Source organism: Pseudomonas sp. BIGb0176, from assembly GCF_024810175.1.
Classification (GTDB): domain Bacteria; phylum Pseudomonadota; class Gammaproteobacteria; order Pseudomonadales; family Pseudomonadaceae; genus Aquipseudomonas; species Aquipseudomonas protegens.
The window spans coordinates 1,368,252-1,390,281 of sequence record NZ_JANUEC010000001.1; the positions used below are offsets into that span (position 1 = coordinate 1,368,252).

The 22,030-nt window shown below is 65.2% G+C and carries 10 protein-coding genes; 1 reads left to right on the plus strand and 9 read right to left on the minus strand.

All coding sequences use genetic code 11. The annotated features are described in order from the left end of the window. Positions 1-67 precede the first annotated feature (67 nt). The 4 genes from M2395_RS05905 to M2395_RS05920 form a co-directional block, all read right to left on the minus strand. Positions 68-9,079, minus strand: coding sequence for a TcdA/TcdB pore-forming domain-containing protein (locus M2395_RS05905; protein WP_123430777.1), 9,012 nt, complete (start codon positions 9,077-9,079; stop codon positions 68-70). A gap of 121 nt (positions 9,080-9,200) precedes the next feature. Beyond that, entirely contained in the window at positions 9,201-11,360 is a 2,160-nt protein-coding gene (locus tag M2395_RS05910; RefSeq protein ID WP_123430778.1) for a type I secretion system permease/ATPase, read from the minus strand. Between the two features lie 2 nt (positions 11,361-11,362). Further along, complete coding sequence (locus M2395_RS05915) at positions 11,363-12,751, minus strand: HlyD family type I secretion periplasmic adaptor subunit (protein ID WP_053151654.1); 1,389 nt, start codon at positions 12,749-12,751, stop codon at positions 11,363-11,365. Continuing rightward, positions 12,748-14,889, minus strand: a complete 2,142-nt coding sequence (locus tag M2395_RS05920) for a type I secretion system permease/ATPase (RefSeq protein ID WP_123430779.1) — start codon at positions 14,887-14,889, stop codon at positions 12,748-12,750. The genes M2395_RS05915 and M2395_RS05920 overlap by 4 nt, the downstream gene beginning before the upstream one ends. A 490-nt stretch (positions 14,890-15,379) precedes the next feature. Between M2395_RS05920 and M2395_RS05925 the strand changes: the two genes are divergently transcribed. Next, positions 15,380-16,147: an ABC transporter substrate-binding protein gene (locus tag M2395_RS05925; RefSeq protein ID WP_123430780.1), complete on the plus strand. Its 768-nt coding sequence runs from the start codon at positions 15,380-15,382 to the stop codon at positions 16,145-16,147. A gap of 113 nt (positions 16,148-16,260) precedes the next feature. On the opposite strand, the gene pelG is transcribed toward M2395_RS05925, so the two are convergent. From pelG to M2395_RS05950, 5 genes are read right to left on the minus strand one after another with little or no spacing between them, the layout of a single operon-like run. Next, positions 16,261-17,631 carry an exopolysaccharide Pel transporter PelG gene (pelG, locus tag M2395_RS05930; RefSeq protein ID WP_011061266.1) on the minus strand — a complete coding sequence of 457 codons (1,371 nt, stop codon included), beginning with the start codon at positions 17,629-17,631 and terminating at the stop codon, positions 16,261-16,263. Further along, a complete protein-coding gene (gene pelF / locus M2395_RS05935; protein WP_015635593.1) occupies positions 17,632-19,164 on the minus strand; it encodes a GT4 family glycosyltransferase PelF in 1,533 nt (510 codons plus the stop codon). Next, complete coding sequence (locus M2395_RS05940; protein WP_041752244.1) at positions 19,161-20,150, minus strand: HEAT repeat domain-containing protein; 990 nt, start codon at positions 20,148-20,150, stop codon at positions 19,161-19,163. The genes pelF and M2395_RS05940 overlap by 4 nt, the downstream gene beginning before the upstream one ends. After that, the gene (locus M2395_RS05945; protein ID WP_015635591.1) at positions 20,128-21,498 is read right to left on the minus strand and encodes a PelD GGDEF domain-containing protein; all 1,371 of its coding nucleotides are present in this window, start codon (positions 21,496-21,498) and stop codon (positions 20,128-20,130) included. Before M2395_RS05945 ends, M2395_RS05940 begins: the two co-directional genes overlap by 23 nt. A 5-nt stretch (positions 21,499-21,503) precedes the next feature. Continuing rightward, positions 21,504-22,025 (minus strand): transporter, encoded by a 522-nt coding sequence (locus M2395_RS05950; RefSeq protein ID WP_053151645.1) that lies wholly within the window; start codon positions 22,023-22,025, stop codon positions 21,504-21,506. Between the last annotated feature and the right edge of the window lie 5 nt (positions 22,026-22,030).

The window sequence follows — 22,030 nt, forward strand, 5'->3', positions numbered from 1 at the left end:
ACACCGGGAAAAGAGGGCGCCGCAGACAGGAGGGGCTTTGCGCCCCTCCCGTGTTTCTCCTGCGAGGTCAGGTCAGTGAAGGCACCAGCACCGCCTGCGCGGCCTGATGGTTTTTCGGCAGCTGTTCGCGAGCACCGCCGGTGTCAGCGAAGGCCGCCATGGCCCCGCTGAGTTTTGCCAGGCTGGGGCCCCGGCCATCCGCAGCCGAGTCCAGCTCATTCGCCGCCGAGCCCAGAGCGTTCGCCGCCGGCAGCGTCTCGCGCTGGCTCCAGGCCAGTTCGAACACGCTGTCCCCGGCCGATCCGCTCGGACCAAAGCCCTTGAGCAGTTGCTCGACGCTGATCATCGACGAGTCGCCTTTGAGCTCGATCAGCAAATGCCCATGGGCGGCCGCCTGGCTGCCCAGCACCTGGCGCAGCACCAGGGCCGTGCCATTGCCCGTGTCGGTCAGCTGCACGTCCTCGCCCCGACGGCTGACGAGGATGTTCTTGCCATCGGCAACCGGCAGGATCACCCGATCCAGGGCCAGGCCCGGATCATCGTTGTCGATGACCACCGAGCGGTAATGCGCCCACATCGCCGGGCTGAAACGATAGGTGTCATCCCCGGCGCCGCCGTGCAGCACCACGCTGTCGACCCCGGCAATCAACGGCGGCGCCAGGTCATCCTGAGGAGCATTGCCGCTGGCTCCCTGAAGCAGCAGCGAGGAGCCGATGCGCTCGACATTTGCGTAATGGCCCAGCTGCAGCGCCTTGCCGTCCTTGACCTGATACAGCGCCTGCGCCGTCGGGCTGTAGACATAGGCCGAGTTCGGCGTCCCGGCAGCGACGCCAATAAAGCGCAAGTCGCTGCCTCCCGGTATGTCGCTGCTGGCGAACATCTGCCCACTGGCGATATCGAACCAACCCCGGGTGTCGCCGTCCGGCAAGGTCAACACGCCTTTGGCGCCCCACTGGCCAGCCACCGTTGCCAGGGCCTGGGGCAGATTGCCCAGCCGCGCCTGTTGCCAACCCTTGTCCACGGCCACCAGTTGCACATCGCCGTTGTTGCTGCGCAGCAGCACTTCGCCTTGCACCGTGGTCAGGCGCAACCCGGCATCGACCTGGACCGCCGAACGCAGTTGCAGCTTGGGCATCCAGTCAATGGCGGCCGGCAATTGCGCCGAGGCCTCAAGCACCTCGTCGTTGCCAAACGCGGTGGCCAGTGCTTGCGCTGTCAGCGGCGGCTGCAGATAGAGCTTGCCGCTCTCGGGCTCGAACAGCCGGGCACTGGCGCTGGCACTGTCGAAGCCGAGAAACTGCAGCGGCTTGCCTTGCAGCGCGGACGATGCCACCACCACCTGACCGTTGTGGTACCACACCGGCAGCGCACTCTTGCCGTCGGCGGCCTTGACCCCGAATACCGCCAGGGTGGCATTGCTGCCGGCGACCTCGGCGAGGTTTTTCCACCAGTTACTGTGGGCCTTGAGCCAATGCTCGTTGACCGCCTCATAGCTCAGCCGTCCCGTCGCCTCGATCCGGGCCATGCGCCCGTCGTTGGTCACGGCCAGCAGATGGCCATTGAGATTGAGCACATTGGCCAGGGGCGGCGTGCTCAGCCGCAAGGCGCTTGGCTGGCCGGCATCGAGCACCTTCTGCCCCGGCCCTTCCTGGCGGAACAGCACCTGCTGCGCCTTGCTGTAGAAATAAAACACTTCCTGGCCACCGGGCTGCGCCTGGCTGCCCGCCAACACCAGGTCCGCCGGAATCTGCCAGGCGCTTTGCGCCTGCCCCGGGGCATCGGCGCGCGGCGCCTGCCCGGCCGGTGGTGCCAGGTTCGGCTTGATCACGATGCCGTCGCTGCTGCGCACCCAGTAGCGGTGCGCGACTTTGGCGTTGTCCAGGCCAAACACCGTGATCAGCTCCGCCGCAGTCGGCTCCAGCACGGGCGCGCCCAGGCTGTACACCGGGGTATCGCGCTGGGTGGCCTGAGTCTCGTAGCCCTTGAGCAGGGTATTGAGCAGGGTCTTGGCGTCCTTGCCATGCTGGCTGTTGCTTGCCGACAGTTGCAGCAACGACTCATCGCCGACCACCCCCACCAGCTCCATGCGGTCACCGAGGATACGGAAGCTCAGTTCGGCTTCCCGCTCCTTGAGCTGATAACGACGGGCCAGATACACCGCATCGCCCTCTTGCCAGAACCGGCTGATCTGGCCGGCGCTCTGGTTGAACGCAGGGGCGAACTGCGCATCGACCTTGCCGCTGGCAATGTCGACCCGCCACGCGGCGGCGTTCTCGGCATCGACGAAGTAGGCATGCTCGCCGATGACCGCCCCCAACTGGGCGTTGCGCGCCTGTTGCACATCGGTGTCGGTGAATAGCATGCGGTCCTTGGCAACGTCGTAGTACGCCCGACCGACATTGCGCTCACTGTGCTTGTAGTTCTCCACCACCACGTATTGGCCGTGCAACTGATGGGCCTGGGCCAGCTCCTTGAGGTGCTGTTCGATGCGCTGCCCGGACACCTGCCATTGGCTGGCGTCTTCCTTCACCACGTAGGTGGTCTGGCCGGCAAAATCGGCTGCCCGCACTTCGCCCTTGGCGTTGACCAGCAGCACCTGGCCGCTTTGGGCCGGATCGAGCTTGACCTTGACCCCACCCACCAGCAAGTGGTCCTTCGCCACGGTGATGCTGTCGCTCTCCAGCTGGCTGCTGTCGATGATCCAGCGTGACGGCTGACGGCCGGCCTCGTTGCTGAGCCTGACCTCGGTGCCTTCGTTGAGGCCGATCAGGTATTCGCCGCCTGCGCCCTGGATGTCGTAGCGCAGGTAGCCGTACAGCTCCTTGGGCAGTTGCGGCACCACCAATTGCCGGTTGTGCCCATCGAGCAGCACTTCTACCGGCGTCTCGACGTACTCCTGGTGAATCCGCCGGATCGTCTCCTCGCTCGGGAAGATGTAGAAGTCGTAGTCGAAGCGCCGATCCTGCTCGAGCTTGCGAATCACATCGAAACCCGTGTCATGCCGGGTGGTGGCCCCCGGCAGGATCATGTACTCGTAGCTGATGTAGGACTTGGGCGTGCCCGGCAGGATCACCGTCCTGCTGTCGCCGTGGTCGAGTCTGGGCGGCTTGGCGCCGTGGCCAATGCCGCTGCGCACCTCGATCGCCTGGGCGCGGTCGTGGATCATCCGCGGAAAGTCCCCGACCCAGAAGAAGTAGTTGATCGCCCCGGAACCGGTGGAGCCGTGGTGAGTGCGGTAAATGTACTGGCTGTCGAAACCTACCTCGTTCGAGCGCAGGTCGAGGCGCTTGACCACCGCCCCGGCCAGGGGCACCAGCACCTGCTGTTTCTCGTCATAACGGTAGCCGTTGCCTTGGTAGGCCTTGTCCAGGGTGTCGAAGTAACGTCCCACCGCCTTGGCATCTTCGGCCACCGCGCCAAAGGCCTGGGCCAGTGCCGTGAAGCCTACCGCCAGGCCACCGAGGATCACCCCCGCGCCGCCCAGCACCGCCGCCGTTGTCGAAGCGCCGATCAGCCCGGCACCGATACCCGCCGCGCCACTGACAAAACTCGCCGAATCGAACGCCAGCTGGGTGCCGAATACGGCTTTCTGCACATCGTTCTCGGCATGGGCCAGCTCATAGGCATCCAGGCCGACCATGGCCCCGCCAAACAGCACGCCTGCGCCCTCGTTGACCGTGTGCCCCAGGGTCGAGGCAAAGTCCTTGAGCGAGGACTCGGCGGCCAGGGCTTCGCCACGCAACGCGGTTTGCACCAGTTGGGTGATGTTGGCCACATCTTGCACCGTGCCATGGCCGATCTGCGCCAGGCCCAGGTAGCTATGGATCTTCAGGGCGGTGGCCAGGTCCGGTGAAACCACGCCCTGGGCCGCATCCTTGCGGTTCTTGTCGGCAAACCACTGGATCAGCGTCTGGACCGCAAAGCCCGCGTTCAGGCCGTCCACATGCGCCACTTCGCCGACCCCGCCGCGGGGCCGGATCTGCCCATGCTCCAGGGTGAAGTGCTCGTTGAGCACACTCATGTGCTCATCGACGAAACGACGGAATTCGACAAAGGTGCCATCGTCGGTGCTCAGCCAGCGGGTCTGATCGGGCTGGTCACGGTTGATGAACTGCACCCGATAGCCGCCCTCCGGCTGTGGCTCGGTGTTGGCGATGATCGGTATCCACTGGCTGCTCAGTTGGTGCTCCCGGGCCAGCCGGGTGCTGGCGGCGTCGAAGCGCGCGCCCCATTGCTCGGCGTCGAACGTGGTCAGCGCCGCGCCCAGGCGCAGGTCCTGGCTGACGCGCTGCTGGGCACCCACCGCCTGCTCCACCTGGCGGCGTTGGCCGATGACACCGGCCAACTCCTCGGGACGGGACAGATCGGCAACGTTCAGCCCGCTGCCCACCGGCACCTCGGCCATCTTGTGGGTGTCGATCTCGATCAGGTTGAAGGCCGGCTGCGACTGGCTGCCGAACGAGCCGTAGTGCGCCGCCAGTTTGCGGCGCACCAGGTGCTGCTCCATGGCCTTGGCCAAGCCCTTGCTGGAGTCGAAAGCGAAGATCCCCACGTTCGGGTCATAGAAGTAGTAGCGACGGCCTTCGGGGCCCTGGGTACTGCCCACCATCATCGAGTGGTTCTGGGTGTTGAGGGCAAACATCGAGTCGCTGCTGCCGTTGGCCAGCCGGGCCACCACGTCGGACAACTGGAACTGCCCCAGCGCCTTGGAGGCCTGGACCGCGTCGACATTGGAATGCAGCCGGATCAGGCTGTTCTTGAGCAAGGTCGAGCTGCCCGCCTGGGGATCGGCCGAGGCCAGGAACAGCTTCTGCACCAGGCTGTTGACCCCCGCCTCGCCGCCCCTGGCCAGGGCGACGGCCATGGCCCTGACCAGCGGGTAGCAGCGGCCTCCGGAGCGGTCCCCCACCAGCGACAGGTAGAAGTCCTGGGGCGCCAACTGGCCGAAGACACTGCCGGCGCCCCGGAAGTCTTCACTGAGGGTCGCGGTCTGGCGCAGCACTTTGTCGATGTATTCGGCCTGGCTGGTCTCACTGATGCGGGCACTCAGGGCGCCACGCTGCCCAGGCGTGAGCTGGCCGTCGAGAAACAGGCGCTTCATCTCCAGGGCCGACTTCTTGTCGTCCAGCCCGGGGATCTTGATCTCGCGAAAATCCCGCACGCCGTCACTGAATGCCGTGCCCCGGGCCCCGCGCTGATAGGCCTCGGCAATAGCGTAGCGCTCGCCCACGCTGGTGCTGCGCTCATCGCCCCCGCCCTGGATCGCCGTGTCGTCGGTGCGTACCACCGCAGCACTGCCCTGCTTGGCCTGGATCTGCTGCCAGAGCCAGGTCTTTTCCACCGAAGCGGCCTCACGCAACACCGGTTCGTACTGCGCCCGGTAGAAATCCTGGGTGAGGTTGAGCTGCTTGATCTGCTGGTCGATCAGGCTCTTGTCGCTGGCCCCGCGCCGCTGCTCCTGGAGTTGATAACGCTGGTTGCCGAGCTGTTCGATGTCGGCGCTGACCTTGGCCTGGACCGCATCGCGCAGCCGATTCCAGGCGGCAATGGCCGGGTGCTCGGGAGAAAAGTCGCCGCCGCTGTAGACGCCATCGGCCACCCCTTCAGTGGACACGCCGAACTGGGTCGCCACCTTCTTCAGGTTCTGGTGCACCTGTTCGCGGTACTCGGCGAACTGGGTCCGGTTGCGTTCCTGCACCTGGCTGTCGGCGGTCTGGATGGCAAGCGGCTCTGCACCCTCGCGCAACTTCGGCCAGACCATCTGCCCTTCGCGCTGGTACTCCTGGCGCTGGAACACCAACTGCCACTGGCCGTCGACGACCTGCATGTACGCCGCAGCCAGGCCCTCGGCGGTGCCGGCCACTTGGTAGTCCTTGTAGTCGACCGCCATCACCACGTTGTCGTACAGCAGCGAACTGTTGACCCGACCGTCGTGATAGACCCGATAGGTATCGGCGTCCAGGCTGGTCACCACCAGCGAGCAGCCCGACAAGGTGCCGGTAAAAAGGAAGCTGCCCGCGCGCGCCTGCTTGGGAATGTCCACATAGGCCGGCGCGGCGTTCGCCTGGTTCGGCCCGTTGTAGCCGAGGAAATACGCCGGCACGCTGTCCGGGCTCCCGCTCACGGAGTTGGCGCTGTGCTCGGTGTATTCGAGCTCATACAGCCTGGGCGCGACTTCCACCAACTGCACGTTGCCCTGGGCCGGCAAGCGCCCCGCCTTGACCAGGGCCTCGGCACTGAGGGTGTGGGTCTGGGCGAACTGCACCGGGTCGGCGGCAAACTGGTGAATGTCGGCACTGCCCTGGCGCGGTTCGAAGCCGGCTCCGAGCGACGCCAGGCCCGTCTTGAGTTGCCGGTCCTTGGCGGCCTGCCCCAACAGCGCGGGCAGCGGCCCCAGGTCGGTGAAGCGCGGTGGATGGAACTCCTCGCTCGGCGCCAGGCCTTGATTGACGATGGGCAGGACCCGGGCCATCACGGCGTCGTACAGCTCCCCATGCAAAGCCTCCCGGCGCCCTTCGGCACGGTAGCGGTCGAAGGTCTGCAGCAGGTCCTTGCCGATGCTGTCCGGCCCCTGGGGTTCATAACGGGCGGCGACATACAGGGTTTCGAAGAACGAGTGGTAGCCGTTGCGGATCATGAAGGCCGCGTTGGCCATCTGGAACTGCCAGTACTGCTTGATGCTCGGCGCGCTACCGAACAACTCCGGCAAGGCATTGCTGACGGTCTGGGTGGTCCCGGAAATGCCCCCCACGAACGGGGTGTCCAGGTCGCTCATGTAGCGTGTGGCTTCATTGTTCGGATCGGGGCGGAACTGGCTGTAGCTGCGGTACTTGTCGTCCTGGATCAGCAGCGCGGCATCGGTCCGGGCCTGCTCCGGGTGGGTATTGAGGATCAGGTAGGGGTCGGGCTGGTTCAGCCGGTTGTTGATCATGACCTTGTCGGCGCCGGTTTTTGGCGTCAGCGCGGCATGGGCATTGACCGGCACCGCGGCCTTGGAAAAACTGTCGGCCACGGGGCGCAGGGCATGGAACAACGCCTGCTTGCGCAGGCTGCGGCCCTGGTCGCCGGACAACAGCGCCTCGACCGTCGGCCGCAACGCGACGTCGGCCGGCGCCAGGCCCTGGGGGCCGCTCAACAACAGGTTCAGCAGTTTGCTGTCCAGGCCGCGCTCCACCGCCACCTGATCGAAAACATGCACCTTCGGGTTGCCTGGATGCTGCCCGGCGTTGGCGCTGGCCACTCGCTGTGTTTCCATCTCGATCGCCTGGGCACGCCACTGTTCATACAGCGGTGCCAGCAGCAATTTGGCCTGGGCAATGTCGCTCTGCAGATAACCGCCTTGCAGGACTTTGCTCAGCGCCTGGTTCTTCACCAGGTTCTGCCCCAGGCCGAACAGCAGATCATCGTTGTCGTGGCTTTGCCAGACCGACGCGGCGAAGGCCTGTTCCCACAGCACCTTGTTCAGGTTGTTGCCCTTGATATCCCGCAGGCTCGGGCGGCTGTGTTGCGTCAGCAGCACCCCGGCCGGGGTGATGTGGTTGCGTTCGAGCAGGCGCGTCAGCTGTTGCACGAAGGTGGCGCGCTCGCTGCTGCCTTCAAACAGCCGGCTGGCCTTGAAGCCCTCACCGCGCAGTTGTTCCAGGCGCTCGAAAAACGCCGCGTTGTATTGATACAGGGTCTCGGTCTGGGCCTTGCTCAGGTGGCTGCTGCTGACCTTGTCGCCCTCGACGGTCATCAGGGCAAAAGGCGTCGCCGAACGGAAAGCGTCGCCCTGGGGCATTTCCAGCAGGTACTGGTGCTCGGCAAAGCCGACTGAGCGTTCCAGCTCATGAATATTGACGAACAGGCCGTCGCGGTCCGGGTGGTAGCTGTTCTGCCGATAGTCTTCGACGCCCAGGGTCTGGAAGCTGGTGATGTCCGCGTTCTGGTTGATCAGTTCGCTCAAGGCGCCAGCCAGGGGCACTACACGGGTCACGCTGGTGCCGGGCGACTGGCCCGAGACCTGGATGCCGACCTGGTTGGGCACTTTGCGATCGACGCCGGTCAACAGCAGCTTGCGGCCGTTGCTCAACACCTGGGCCTTGAAGCCTTCGCGCAGGGAGCTTTCCGACACCAGGTGGTTGGCGAAGTACTGCTCGACGAACCCGGTCTTGACCAGCACCGAGCGAATCGGTGCATAGGTCGGCGAGCGCATGGACGGTGGCTCGCTCTTGAGCCGGTACTGTTGCTGCCAGGCCAGGGAACGGGCGGCGGTGCCAAAGGAGAAATTCAGCACGCCGTCGGTGGGCACCACCAGCCGGCCGTGCTCCAGGTAGAAGTCCTTGAAGCGGCCATCGGTGCTGGCATTGACCAGCGCCACGTTCATGCGGATGTAGCCCGGGCGCTCCTCCATCATCAGCAGTGAAAGGTTCACCGGCAGCTCGTCGGAGGCCCGGGGTGCCTTGGCCAGTGCGTCCAGGCTCGCGGCCTGCTGCTGCGGGGCGGCCTTGAGCCAGGCGTTGTAGCGGGTACTCACCTCCTTGTAGGCCTGCAGCTCGGAGAACAGGGTCACGTAGGTCAGGCTGAAGGTGGAGTCGGCCACCTGCATGCTCAGGTGCTTCTCCAGGCGGTTGATCCGGCCCTTGAGCTCTTTCTGCTTGGCCGGCGCATCGGCTTGCAGGACCTCGGCCTTGGCGCCACCGGGACTGAGCAGCCGCAGGGCCTTGTTCCAGGTGCTGTCATAGTGGCTGATCGCCGTGTCCTGACGGCTGTACAACAGGATGTCACGGTCCAGTTGCTGCTTGTAGGCAATGGTGGCCGGCGTGTCGGCGATGGCCTTCATTTCTTTGCGGCGTTGTTGCAGCACCTGCAACTGATCGCCCACCGAGACCGGGTTGTCCTGCATCTGGTAGTGCTGGGCGGCCAGCACGCTCAGGGTGCTCTGCTGCATTTCCAGCAGGCGCTCGCCGACCTGGCCGATGTACGCGGCACGCTCGTCGGCGCTCATGTTGAACCATTCGGTTTGCCGCCCTGCCGTCTTGATCTGTTGGTCGATCAGGGTATTGAGCAGGCGCGTGAAGTCCTTGGACATAAAAGCCATTGCAATGATCCTTTGTCTGTTTTGAGCCAAGCCCTGCGTCTCGCGAAGGGCTGCCTATGGGTATGGATATGCGGGGTGGGGAGACATGACGGGTGGCTGAGTCCTCCTGTCGTCGGTGGGGTCAATCCTTCATCTGCAGCGCCCACTGCCGGGCATACAACCCGTCCAGGGCGAGCAGCTGTTGGTGTGTGCCTTGTTCGAGCACCCGGCCCTGATCAATGACCAGAATCCGGTCCGCATGGCGCAGGGTATTGAGGCGATGGGCGACGCTGATCACCGTGCGGCCGCGGACGATGCCCTGCAGGTTGGCCATCACCGCCGCTTCCGACTCGTAGTCCAGGGCACTGGTGGCTTCGTCCAGCAACAGGATGCCGGGGTTGGTCAGCAGGGCCCGGGCCAGGGCAATGCGTTGACGCTGGCCGCCGGAGAGCTGGCCGCCACGCTCGCCCACCTCGGTCTCGTAGCCCTGGGCCAGGGCCTCGATAAAGGACGCCGCCCCGGCCAGACCGGCGGCGTGCCGCACCTCGGCGTCGCTGGCTTGAGGCCGGCACAGGCGGATGTTCTCGGCAACGCTGCCGGCGAACAACACGCTTTCCTGGAGCACCACGCTCATGTTGCGGCGCAGGGCCACCGGATCGGCGATGGCCAGGTCGATGCCGTCCACCAGCACCCGGCCGTGCTGGGGCACATAGAGGCGCTGCAGCAGGCGGGTCAGGGTCGATTTGCCGGAACCGGAAGGCCCGGTGATGCCGACGAACTCGCCCGGCTGGATCTCCAGATCCAGCTGGCGCAGCACCTCCTGGCCGTCTTCCTCGTAGCGAAAACGCACCCCCTGGAAGCTCACCCCGCCCTGCAACGCCGGCACCGAGGCCAGGCCGCCGCTGCCGCTTTCACAGTCGCTGTCGAGAATGTCCCCCAGGCGGCGCAGGGAAATCAGCGTGTGCTGGAAGTCCTGCCAGACCTGGGCCAGACGCAGGATCGGCTCCACCACATGCCCGGCCAGCATGTTGAAGGCCACCAGTTGGCCGGGGCTCAACTGGCCATCCAGCACCAGCATCACGCCCCACCACAGCAACAGCGCTGCGGTCAGCTTCTGGATCAGGCCGATGCCCTGCCCGGCCCAGATCCCGACGATGCGGGTGTGGAACGCCGCACGCACATAAGCCGCCAGCTGGCGCTGCCACTGCTGCTGGAAGGCGCTTTCGATGGCCCCGGTCTTGATAGTCTCGATGCCGGTCACGGTCTCGGTGAGAAACGCCGTGTTGGCCGCATTCAACTCGTATTCGCGCAAGGCCCGGCTGCGCAGCAAGGGGCCCACGCACAGCCAGAAGAGGAAATACAGGGCCAGGGAGCCCACCACCACCCAGGTCAGCAGCGGTGCGTAGCTGTACATCACGGCGATGAACAAGCCGCAGAACGCCAGGTCCAGCACCAGGGTCAAGGCCGAGCCGGTCAGAAACTGGCGGATCTGTTGCATCTCACCGACCCGGGCGATGATCTCGCCGCTCTGGCGCCGCTGGAAATAACCCAGCGGCAACTGGATCAGATGCTGGTACAGGCGCGCGGACAGCTCGGCGTTGATCTTGCTCGCCACATTGCTGAACAGCCAGGACCGCAACAGGCCGAACAAGGGCTCGAACAGCGCCAGGGCCAGCATGGCGATCCCCAGCACTTGCAGGCTCGACAGGCCGCGACTGACCAGGACCCGGTCGATGATGTTCTCGAACAGCAGCGGCGTGACCAGCGCTACGCCTTGCAGCATCAGCGACACCAGCAGCACGCTGCGAAACTGGCGCCCATGCTTGAGGATCGACGGCAGGAACCAGGAGACGCCGAAACCACCCGTCTTCAGCTGCACATGCCGCTCGGCCAGCAGCAACACCTCTCCCTGTCCCTGATCATGGCCTTGCCAGAGCGTCGCCAGCTCCTGGCGCGACAGGGTCTGGCATTGCCCCTGCAGCGGCCAGAATACCCGGACCCGGTCGCCCTCCACCGCGTCCAGCACCGCCCAGCCCCGAGTGGTGTCCAGCAGCGCCGGCAGCGGCAGGTGATGCAAACGCTGCACCCGGCTCTGCACTGCCCGTGCGCGCAGGCCGATCCAGCCGGCGCAGCGCCGCAGGTCAAGGCTGTCGGCCGGACCTTCAACCCGTCCCAGGCGGTGAGTCAGTTGCGCCACGCTGATGCTCAGATCGAAGCGCCGGGCGGCCCAGGCCAGGGCGTGCAGGCCGGTGTCGAGCATTGTCGGTGACGGTTCAGAAGCGGCATCGAAAGCGCGGGTCATGCTCAACGCTCCCGCAACGCTTCGGACTGATACTCGCGAATCGGGCTCAGCAGGTAATTGATCACCCGCCGCTCGCCGGTGCGAATCTCGCCGGTCACGCTCATCCCCGCCTGCAAGGGCATCCAGCCCTGCCCCGCGGCGATTGCCGCACGCTCCAGGCGAATCCGCGTGGGGAACACCAGCCCCAGCTGTTCGTCCTTGATGGCGTCACCGGAGACATGGGCCACGGTGCCGCGCAAGGTGCCGTAGCGGGTATAGGGAAACGCATCCACCTTGATCTCCACGGGCTGGCCGGCCCTGACGAAACCGACGTCCTTGTTCAGCACCATGACCTCGGCATCCAGCTCGGCCCCCTCGGGCACGATCACCAGTAACTGCTGCGCCGCTTGCACGGCGCCGCCCAGGGTATGCACCGCCAGTTGCTGGACCACACCGTCCACCGGCGCCAGCAGGGTTTGCAGGCGCTGCCGGTCGCGGCCACGGATCAGTTGCTGCTCGAGCACGGCGATCTCCTGTTGGCTGCGGTTGAGCAATTCATGCTGTTCGCGCTGGGTCCTGGCCAGGAAGCTGTCGCGCTGCTCCCGACGGTTCTGCGCCTGGGCCTTGAGCACCTGCAGTTCGGCCTGCTGCTGGGCCAGCGAACGCTCGACGTCCAGTTGCTCCTTTTCCTGCTCAAGCAATTCCACCAGGGGCATCAGTTGTTCGGCGGCCATCGCCCGGCGTGCATGGAGCCGTTTGCGCACATTGCTGGCCAGCTTGCCCAGGGCGCTGATCTCGCTGCCCCGAGCCCTTTGATTGGCCTGGTTGATGGCGATTTCGGCGTTGAGGCTGTCCAGGTTGGCGCTGATTTCCTTCCAGGTACTGAGCAGTTGCTCCCGGGCCGCCGCGACCTGCTGTGCATCCAGGCCAGCAGGCGTCTGGTAGCTGTGCAAGGGGTCCGGGGTCAGCAGTGCACGGGCCCGGGCCAGTTCCAGACGCTTGAAGTCCAGTTGCGTGCGCAACTCGCTCAACTCGGCGTCGATGCCGATCGGGTTCAGCGCCACCAGCACCTCGCCGGCCTTGACCCGCTGCCCGTCACGCACATGGATGGCGCGAACTTCACCCGCCTCGTGCGCCTGGATCACCTTGGTGTAGCTGGAGACCATGAGGCGCCCGGCGGCACTGGCATGAATGTCGAGAAAGCCGAGGATCGCCCAGCCCAGGGCCAGCAGGATCGCCAGGATCAGCAGCAGTGCCGTGCCACGTGCCCAGGGCGCGGGTGGCCGCTCGACAATTTCCAGGTAGCCGGGTTGGAACTCGTATTCGTCGCGGCTGCGCTTGAGCAGCGTCCGCGCGTCACCCAGGCGCTGCCAAGCGCGGCGCCAGCGAGACAACAGTGCACCGGACCTCATGACGCCTCCTTGCACAGCGCCTGTTGCAGCGCCCACAGGCGCGAGTAGCAACCGCCGTTGGCCAAGAGTTGCTGGTGGCTGCCCGATTCACTGATGCGCCCCTGTTCCAGGGCGATGATGCGTTGGCAATGCCGTACCGCAGACAGGCGATGGGCAATGATGATCACCGTGCGTCCCTGGGCGATGCTCGCCATGTTGTCCTGGATCAGCGCCTGGGATTCGTCATCCAGGGCGCTGGTGGCTTCGTCGAAAATCAGGATGCGCGGGTCGCCCATCAGTGCCCGGGCTATGGCGATGCGTTGCCGCTGGCCGCCGGACAAGGAGCTGCCGGCTTCGGCCAGCACCGTGTCGTAGCCCAGGGGCAGGCGCAGGATGAAATCATGGGCACCGGCCAGGCGCGCTGCGGCGATCACGCTTTCCAGGGAGGCGGTGGGATGGCGCAGGGCAATGTTGTGGCGCACGCTGCGGTTGAACAGGTAGTTTTCCTGGAGTACCACGCCAATCTGGCTGCGCAACCAGGCCGGCTGCAACTGCTCCAGGGGCAAGCCGTCGATCAGGATGCGCCCGCCATCGGGGGTGTAGAGTTTCTGCAGCAAGCGGGTCAGCGTGCTCTTGCCGGACCCGGACGGCCCGACGATGCCCAGGGTCTGCCCCGCGGCGATCTGCAAGTCCAGGCCGCGCAGCACCCACTCAAGTTCCGGACGGTAGCGGAACACCAACTGTTCGATGCGCACTTCGCCACGCAATGCCTGGGTCGGGCGCAGATCCCCCTCGGCCTGCTCCACCGGCAGGTTGAGCATGTCGCCCAGCTTGTCCACCGACACCCGCACCCGGACGAACTGCTGCCAGACCTCGATCAGTTTGGCCACGGGCTGGCTGACGTGGGACAGCATCATGTTGAAGGCAATCAACTGGCCGATGCTCATCTGCAGGTCGATGACCCGGCTAGCGCCCCAGCAGATCACCGCCACCGCCGTGACTTTCTGCAACAGCATCACGGTCTGGCTGATGGCGCTGCCCAGGGTCTGGCTGGCAAACCCGGCCTCGACCATCTGCGCCGTCTGCGACTCCCAGCGACGCTGCATGCGCGGCTCCACCGCCAGGCTCTTGATGGTTTCGCTGCTGCTGACGCTTTCATTGAGAAAGGCGGTGTTGCGCGCCGCACTGTAGAACTGGCGCTCGATGCGCTTCTCCAGCGGGCCGGTGCTGAACCAGGCCAGCAGCGCATACAGGGGCAGGGTCAGCAGCACCAGCAGGGTCAACGGCCAGGAAATCCAGGCCATGACCGCAAAAAACACCAGGGTGAAGGCCACGTCGACACACAGGGTCAGCAGCGAGCCGGTGAGGAACTCGCGGATGCTGTCCAGCTCCTGGACCCGGGTGATGATCGCCCCCACCTGGCGTTGCTTGAAGTACAGCAACGGCAGGCCCAGCAGATGGCGCAAGAGCTTGACCCCAAGGCCGATGTCGATGCGGTTGGCGGTGTGCGCCGCCAGGTATTCGCGCAAGCCCTTGAGCAGCACCTCGAACAGGCCCACCACCACCAGGGTCATCACCAGCACGTCGAGGGTCGACAGCGCCCGGTGCACCATGACCTTGTCCATCACCGCCTGGAAGAACAACGGCGTCGCCAGGGCCAGCACCTGCAGCAACAGCGAGCACAGCAGCACTTCGCCGAGTATCCGCCGATGGCGCAGCAGCTCCGGTACGAACCAGGACAGATCGAAGCGCAAACCGCTCTGGCGCAGGCGAATCACCTCCCCGCTCCACTGCTCGGCCAACTGCTGGCGATCGAGCATGTCCGGGGTCGGCATTGAAGGTCGCTGCACCAGCGCCTGGGTGTCCGAGAGCCGCGCCAGCAGCATGAATTCGCCGCTCTGGTTGCGCCAGACAAGGGGCAGCATCTTCGGGGTCAGTCGGGTCAGCGCCAGGCGTTCCAGGCGCAGATCGACACCGGCGTTGCGTGCATAGTCCCTGACCGCCTGGCGCAGGTCCCGCGAAGGGTCAGGGTCCAGGGGTTGCGGGGCCGCGGCTTGCGGTACGCGTTCCTGGGTCAGTTGCAGCAGCAGATGGCAGCAGGCCAAGGCTGAGTGAACGGCCGTATCGGCCGCGGATGATGGGGCAGACAGCGCTGTCATAGCGGAACATTCGCTGAGGACAGGCTGCGGGTTGTTGCAGTATTGACTGGCATAGACCGCTCGTTGCTTGCTCCAGGGAGCATGGAGGCACGAACGCAGTCTGAGTCAGCCAATTACGAATGATAATCAGCAGTTTGATTGAAGCGTTTTAACTAAAACTTAAGGCTGTCCCCTAAATCCCCTGCATGTCCAGGCTGCGCATGCACAGGGACCTGGTCCCAGGCTGGCGAGGCTACTGATACAGCGCTGCCCACGGCTGTTCAACCTGAGTGTCAGCGCGTACCAGTCGCTGCCCTCACTGGTTGCGCCAGCCCTGAACGGTGATGGCAATCAGCGGTCAAAATAATCCGTCAAACCCAACCGTCTCTGCACATAACCCTCTAATCTTGGCGGCATGTTTTGCAGGTCGTTGCGGGATGGTCTCTCTACGTGTCGAATACGCAGCGTTAATCCGAGAGCATGAAATGCCACTGTTTGTTGAGTTACTGCCATGACTCATATGATCCAATCGTTGCGCCAGCGGGGGGCGCTGATCCTGACGACGCTGCTCGTTCTGACGGCCTGGGTGCCCTCAGTGTCTGGCGCCGAGTCCCGTAGCTTCGACCTGTACATCGCCGAAGCGCCGCCTTTATCGATGCTGGACCCGTCCGGCCTGCATGGCATCCTCGGCGACGCGACGCTGGAAGCAGCGACCCAAGCCGGATATACGCTGCACTTTATAGAAGTGCCCTGGGCACGAGCCCAGCAAAGCGTACGCAAAGGCGTCGACAAGCTGATCATTCCCCTGTCGCGCACGCCGGAAAGAGAGGCCGATTACACCTGGATCGCGCCCATCATGACCATGGACAGAGCCTTCTTCAGCCTGCACACGCGCGTCGAAACCCTGCAGCAGGCACGGGAAACCTTCGCTCGGATCGCCGTTGGCCGAGGCAGTGCCCAAGAGCAGAAGCTTCGGGCTGAAGGCTTTGGCGACAACCAGATCTATCCGTTTGAAATTGGCGAGAACCCGGCTCAACTGCTGCTGATGGGACGGGTCGACGCCTGGTTCAACGGCATTCCCGAAACCCAGAGCATCTGGCGCAAGGTGTCGACTCAGCCGTTGCAGGTCAGTCCGGTCTTTATGAGCACCGATCTGTACCTGGCCTGCTCCAGAAACTGCAATGCGACACTGGTGCACAAGCTGCGCGCGGCGGTCGAGGGGCTGCGCAAGGACGGCACGCTGGAGAGAATGCGAAAATCCTACCTCGACGCTCCCTGACCGGCCCCTGTGCTGCGCAGAACCCGGGCCGCGTTGGCATAGCCGGCGTCCCGATCCTGCAAGCCTCTGCAAAGCACCGCCGCGGGTCCGCAGCACGCGCTTGCCGATGCTCCTCAACGCGACAGCATGAACGTCTCGTACTCCAGGTCATCCAGCGCCGTCGACAGCCGCGTCAGCCCCAGCAGCACGCAGATCAGCAGCGACAGGGTAAAGCCATAGCCGAAGAAGCTCGGCCCCAGGTGCAGGCTGAGCAGGGTCAGGGCGGCATTGAGGGCCACGAACAGCAGGCACAGCTCCAGCACGATGGCGCGTTTGTCGAGGTAGAAGAACACGTTGAGAATCGCCATGAACACCACCTGGATGCTCACCCCGATCAGGTCGATGTAGAACAGCGGCAGGTAGTAGCTGGACATCCCCAGCCACTCCAGCAGGCGCGGGCCGAAGAGGAACAGCAGGACCACCGTCAGCCCCTGGACCTTGCAGATTTCCAGCAGGCCCTGGCGGATCGAGAAGGTCATCTCGGCCTTCAGCGAACCGATGTGCTGCAAGGTCTCGCCATCGCGCACGGCACGGAACAGGCGGTCGTACCATTCGGCGAAATCGGTTTCGATGCGCACCAGGAACACCGCCATCCCGGGAATGATCGCCAGGTAAGCGAGGAAGATCGGCAGGTCGTAGAGAATTGACGCGCGCATCGGCCCGATCACCTGGCTCGAAGTTTCCGGGTTGAACCAGAAGATGAACTTGTCGATCCAGATCCCCAGGTTGTAGCAAAGCCCGGTCAGCAGGAGGCTGACAAACACCTGGCGGCGGTCGAGAAAGTCGAAGGCCACCAGCTTTTCGGCCCGGTACTCGCGCAGGATGTCGTAGAGAAACAGGAACAGCAGCGTGCTGTGCCCCAGCAGCAGCGCCAGCAACAGCCCTTCCATGCCCATGTAGCGCAGGTAGAAGGCGCTGCCGACCATCAAGCCATACCCCACCAGCATCACCAGAAGGATGCGGTTATAGGCCTTCATCCCCGAGAGGAAGATGATCACCAGCCACAGGTTGCACAGCACCACGAAGTTGGCCAGGGTCAGCAGGCGGTAGATCAGCGCCTGGTCGAACAGGGTCACCAGCAGCAGGATGCCCAGCGCCCCGGAGCCCAGGGTCACCAGCAAGAGTACGCCCACCAGGTTCGGCAGGATCTGCTCGTACTTGCGCTCGAACAGGCGGTCGGACACGAAACGGGTGAAAAACAGCTGCAGGCCGCCGGTCAGGATCAGCGACGTGGCCATCAGGTAGGTGACGGTGATCAGGAACTGGCGGATCAGGACCTCCGGCACCACCAGCCCGAGGCTGATCACCCCCACCAGCATCACGCTGAGGATCGACAGCACCCAGGGCCCGGAACTGATCAGGCCGGCATAGACATAGGCGTGCAGGGTCGCCGTGTAGGAGTCGCGGGAGAGAATCTTGCGCAGTTCGAAACCGATGCCGGCCATTTACACAGCCTCCTTGTGTGGGGTGCCGATGGCCGTGTGATAGAGCGTGCGATAGCGGTCGAGCATCAAGCGCTCGCTGTAGTAGCGATGTACCCGCAACAGGCCCGCCGCCTGGGCCGATTGCCAGCGTGCGGGGCTGCGCAGCAGGTCGATGATCGCCTGGGAGGTGGCCTGCGGATCGGCGATCGCCACCACTTCCCCGGCCCGCCCCAGGTCCCGGTCGGCCGCCTCGCCGCCCTCGATCAGCTCGCGGCAGGAGCCCACGTCACTGCTGACCACCGGCGTGCCGGCGGCCCAGGCTTCGAGAATCACCAGGGGCTGGGCCTCGCTGATGGAGGTCAGCACCATCAGGCCCAGTTGCGGCAGGATGTCCTGGATTTTCTGGAAGCCCAGGAACAGTACCTTCTGCTCCAGCCCCAGGCTCGCCACCAGGCTGCGGCACTCGGCGACGTACTCCGGGTCTTCCTCTTCCGGCCCGACGATCCAGCCTTCGACCTCGGGCATCACGCTGACCACCCCGCGCATGGCCCGCAGGAAGGTCTTGACGTCCTTGATCGGCACCACCCGGCCGATCAGCCCGACCACCGGCGCAATGCCTTCGGCCCGGGCCTCCAGGGCCTGGGTCCAGAGCTGCAGGTCGATGCCGTTGGGGATCACCTGGGTGCGCTCGGGGGGCGCGCCGTCCTTGATCTGGCGTTGGCGGTTGCCGTCGTACAGGGCAATGATCTGGTCGGCGCTTTCATAGACCAGATGCCCGATGCGTTCGAAGAAACGCACCCAGAGCATGCGGATATAGCCGGAGCCGGAATCCATGCTGTCGTTCAGCGCCTGGTTGCTGCTTTCGGCGATCCAGCTGGCCTGGGCCAGGTCGATCTTGCGCTCCTTGGTGTAGATCCCGTGCTCGCTGAGCAGGAACTGGCAGCCCCACAACTGCTTGAGAATGCAGCCCACCAGCCCGGCGTAGCCGGTGGAAATCGAGTGCAGCACCCGGGCCCGCGGCATGTGCCGGGCAGCATTGGCCAGCATCAGCAAGGGCGACTGCATGGTGCGCAGGGTCCAGAAGTAGTTGACGAAGGACGGATCGGCGCAGTGCTGCTCGTAGCCTTCGGTCAGCGCTTCCCAGCTGGGCCGGCTGTAGAGCACGTCGTCCAGGGTGATGCGCCCCTGGGCCAGGGATGCCAGCACTTCGATGCCCAGCTCGGCGGCGGGCTTCTGCGGGTTGTGCAGGTAGCGGTACAGGTTGCTCAGTTCCTCCAGGGACGCGCTGTGGGCCTCGCGCTTGTGCCTGGGGTTGCGCCAGGCCTCTTCCAGGTACACCTCTTCGATATGCACGACGTTGGCCGGAATCTCATAGCGGCGCTGACCATAGGCCTCGCGCTGGCCACCAATGAACAGCACCGAAAACTGCAGCTGCGGCAGGCCGAGGATCATCTGGTGGATCCAGCTGGACACGCCACCACGCACATAGGGCCAGGTGCCCTCGAGCAGCAGGCAGACATCGGCGATGGGGGTTGAGTCGGGGGTTTTCTTCATGTCCAGGTCCTTACCAGCCCGGCAAAGGGCGGACGTTGCTGCATTTGCGCCGGCAGGCTTCGCAGCAGCCCGGGAATCTCGGCATAGCGGCCGGTTTCAAAGGCGATTTCGGCGCGGAACGGCAGGACCTTGGCCGAGTCCATGCCCGCCTCCTCGGCCTGGTGCATGTGCAGGCGCGCCTTGCCGACGTCACCGCGTTCAAGGGCGATGCGCCCGGCCAGCAACAGCAGCTCGCCGCCCTCCCCCAGCTTCAGCGCCTGTTCGGCATGTTCGCCGGCCTGGCCCAGCACGTGCTGCTGCACACTGCCCTGGGCCAGGCCCAGGTAGGCCAGTTCCCAGTACCAGCGGGCCAGCGTCGCGTGCAAGGCTCCGGCCTTCTGCGGCGCCGCGCCGGGCAGTTGTTCCAGGGAGGACTGGATCCGCTGGTTGATGTCGGTTTCCTGCTTGTCGAGCATCGAATACGCCAACAGCCGCACATCGTCGCTCGGGTCGCCCAGGGCCAGCTTGAGGATCGGCACCGCTTCCTTGCCCGGCATCCGCCGGGTGGCGAGCAAGGCCGCCAGGCGCTGGTCGGGGTCCGGCGCATGACGCAAGACATCCTGCAGCCCGCTGTCACCGAAGGTGGGCGAATGCAGTTGAGTCTGAGCGCGAAACGGCAGGTCGGGAATGCCCACCGCCTGCCACGTCTGCGCCTCGCGCTTGCGCGGCAGGTACAGCGCCGGAAAGATCGCGGCAATCACCCCGACGGCCCCGATCAGCGGCACAAAGAACGCCAGGCTGAAGATGAACAGCGGGCTCCATGGCAACGGCCGGCGATAACGCGCCGGCAGCAGCAGCCAGACCGCCGCGGTCAGCAGGCCACAGGCGATGCCATGGGTCATTGCATACAGCAGCGCGGTCTGCAGGTCGGGCAACTGCGCCGTCAGGCTGGCCCAGCTGCCGATCTCGAAAAACAGCGCTCCGCTAAACAGCCACTTGCTGATCATTCAGGCCACACTCGTTGTACAGGAAGTTACGCAGCCCATCGCGTTGCCGGGCCGACTCCAGGTCGTAGGGCAGTACCTTGACCCCCAGGCCGGCCAGCTCCACGCTCATGCCGAAGTGTTCGTGGACCAGCTTGCCCAGGCGTGCCAGGTAGCCCTGGGCGCCCTCGGCGCTGGTCAGCGGCAACAGCACCAGCAACAGTTCGTGCCCGCGTGCATTGGCCAGGCTCAGGTGCAGGTCCAGGCCACGCTGGCTACGCTCGAACAGCCGCGCCAGTTCATCATTGGGCTGGGTCAGCTCGAAGGCATAGAGGCAACCGGACAGGCCGTGGCGCTCGACATCCACCAGTGAACGCTTGAGTTGGCGGGTGAAGTGCTGGGCATCGGCGCTCTGCAGTTGCAAAACCTGCGGGTCCGGGTGCAACAGGTCGGCGATATGTCCGGCCAGCAGGGCCAGCAGGCTGAGGGTGCGTTCCTGGAAGGCAAAGAACGGCATCTGCCGCACCGCCAGAATCGCCAGCACCTGGCCCTGGGTGTCCACCAGCGGAACACAGGCCTGCAAGGACGACACCGAGGCCTGGGCGCCGCTATCCAGCAGCTCCTCACGCACACTCACCAGCTCCTCGCGCTCCAGGCACATACGCACCAGCAGGTCCTGGCTGTCCAGGGGCCCCATGGTGCCGATCGAGGCCAAGAGGCTCAGCTGTGGCGCCGCACTGGCGCCCTGCTCCACCCGGTACAGCCCGGCCACCCGCAGCGAGCCGTACTGGCCGAGCAGGGTCAGCACCGGCTCGGCCAGCAGGCTCAGCGGGTCGCCGCCATTGGGCGCCGCACGCAGCCGATCACGCAAGCCCAGCAGGGAACTGCGCAAGCTCTGGTCGCTGCCCGCCAGGCGCTGCTCCAGGCGGTCATGGGAGACCCGCAGAATCTGGTGCGCCCGGGTGAAATCATCGAGCCGGTACTGGCGGTACTCGTTGGCCATCTGCAAGCGCAGCAAACGCCGCTCCCAGAGGTCGCGCACCTCGCCCACCAGCATGCCGCAGACCAGTACGCCGACAATGTAGGACGGCGCGACCTGGGCGTAGCTCGCCAGCCCCGAATGACGCAGGGCAAAGAACGCCGCTACCAGCAGGCTGGCACTGATCAGGCCGCGAACAAACCCGTAGCGCACCCCCAGCAGCAGCGGCGCCAGCACCGACCAGGGAAACTCGCCCTGCACCTGCAAGGGGTCCTCGGGGGCCAACCACAGGCCGACGCCGATGACCAGGGCGGTCACCAGAAAGGTTTCCAGCCAGGACGCCGGACCGCTGGCGCGGGGCGCCAGCGCATAGTCCATGTGTGGAGAGTTCATGGCAGTCACTCGATCCGAAGGTCACCGACAAGTTTGTCGAGCACCTTCTGGGCGGCCCCGGCCAGGCTTTCCCGGGACCAGCCGGCACGGGCCCCGCTATTGCTCCACAGCACCTTGCCGGTACCGGCCTCGACCACCCGCAGGCTGATGCCCACCGCCGGTTCACCATCCAGGCCGTTCTTGTACTGCCACTCCTCGACGCTGCCGGACACCACATAGTCGAGCTTCTGCTCCCGGGCCCAGTCCATGGCCCCGGCCAGACGCTCGTTGTCGTCGAGCAGGGCCTGTTCGCCCTGCCCCGCCGTACCGGTGTAGACCTGGGGTTGCAGGCCGCGGCTGCTCAGCACGCTGAGCAGAATCTGCTCACTGCGCTCGCCGGCCTGGGGTGTCTGGGAATAGTTGACCAGCGGCAGCACGCCCCAGCGCGCACTCTTGGACAACTCGGGGCTGCTTTGCCCGGTGAAGCTGCTGCACCCGGCCATCAGCAAGGCGACCATTGCCAGACTCACGCAACGAATGGATTGCATAAGGT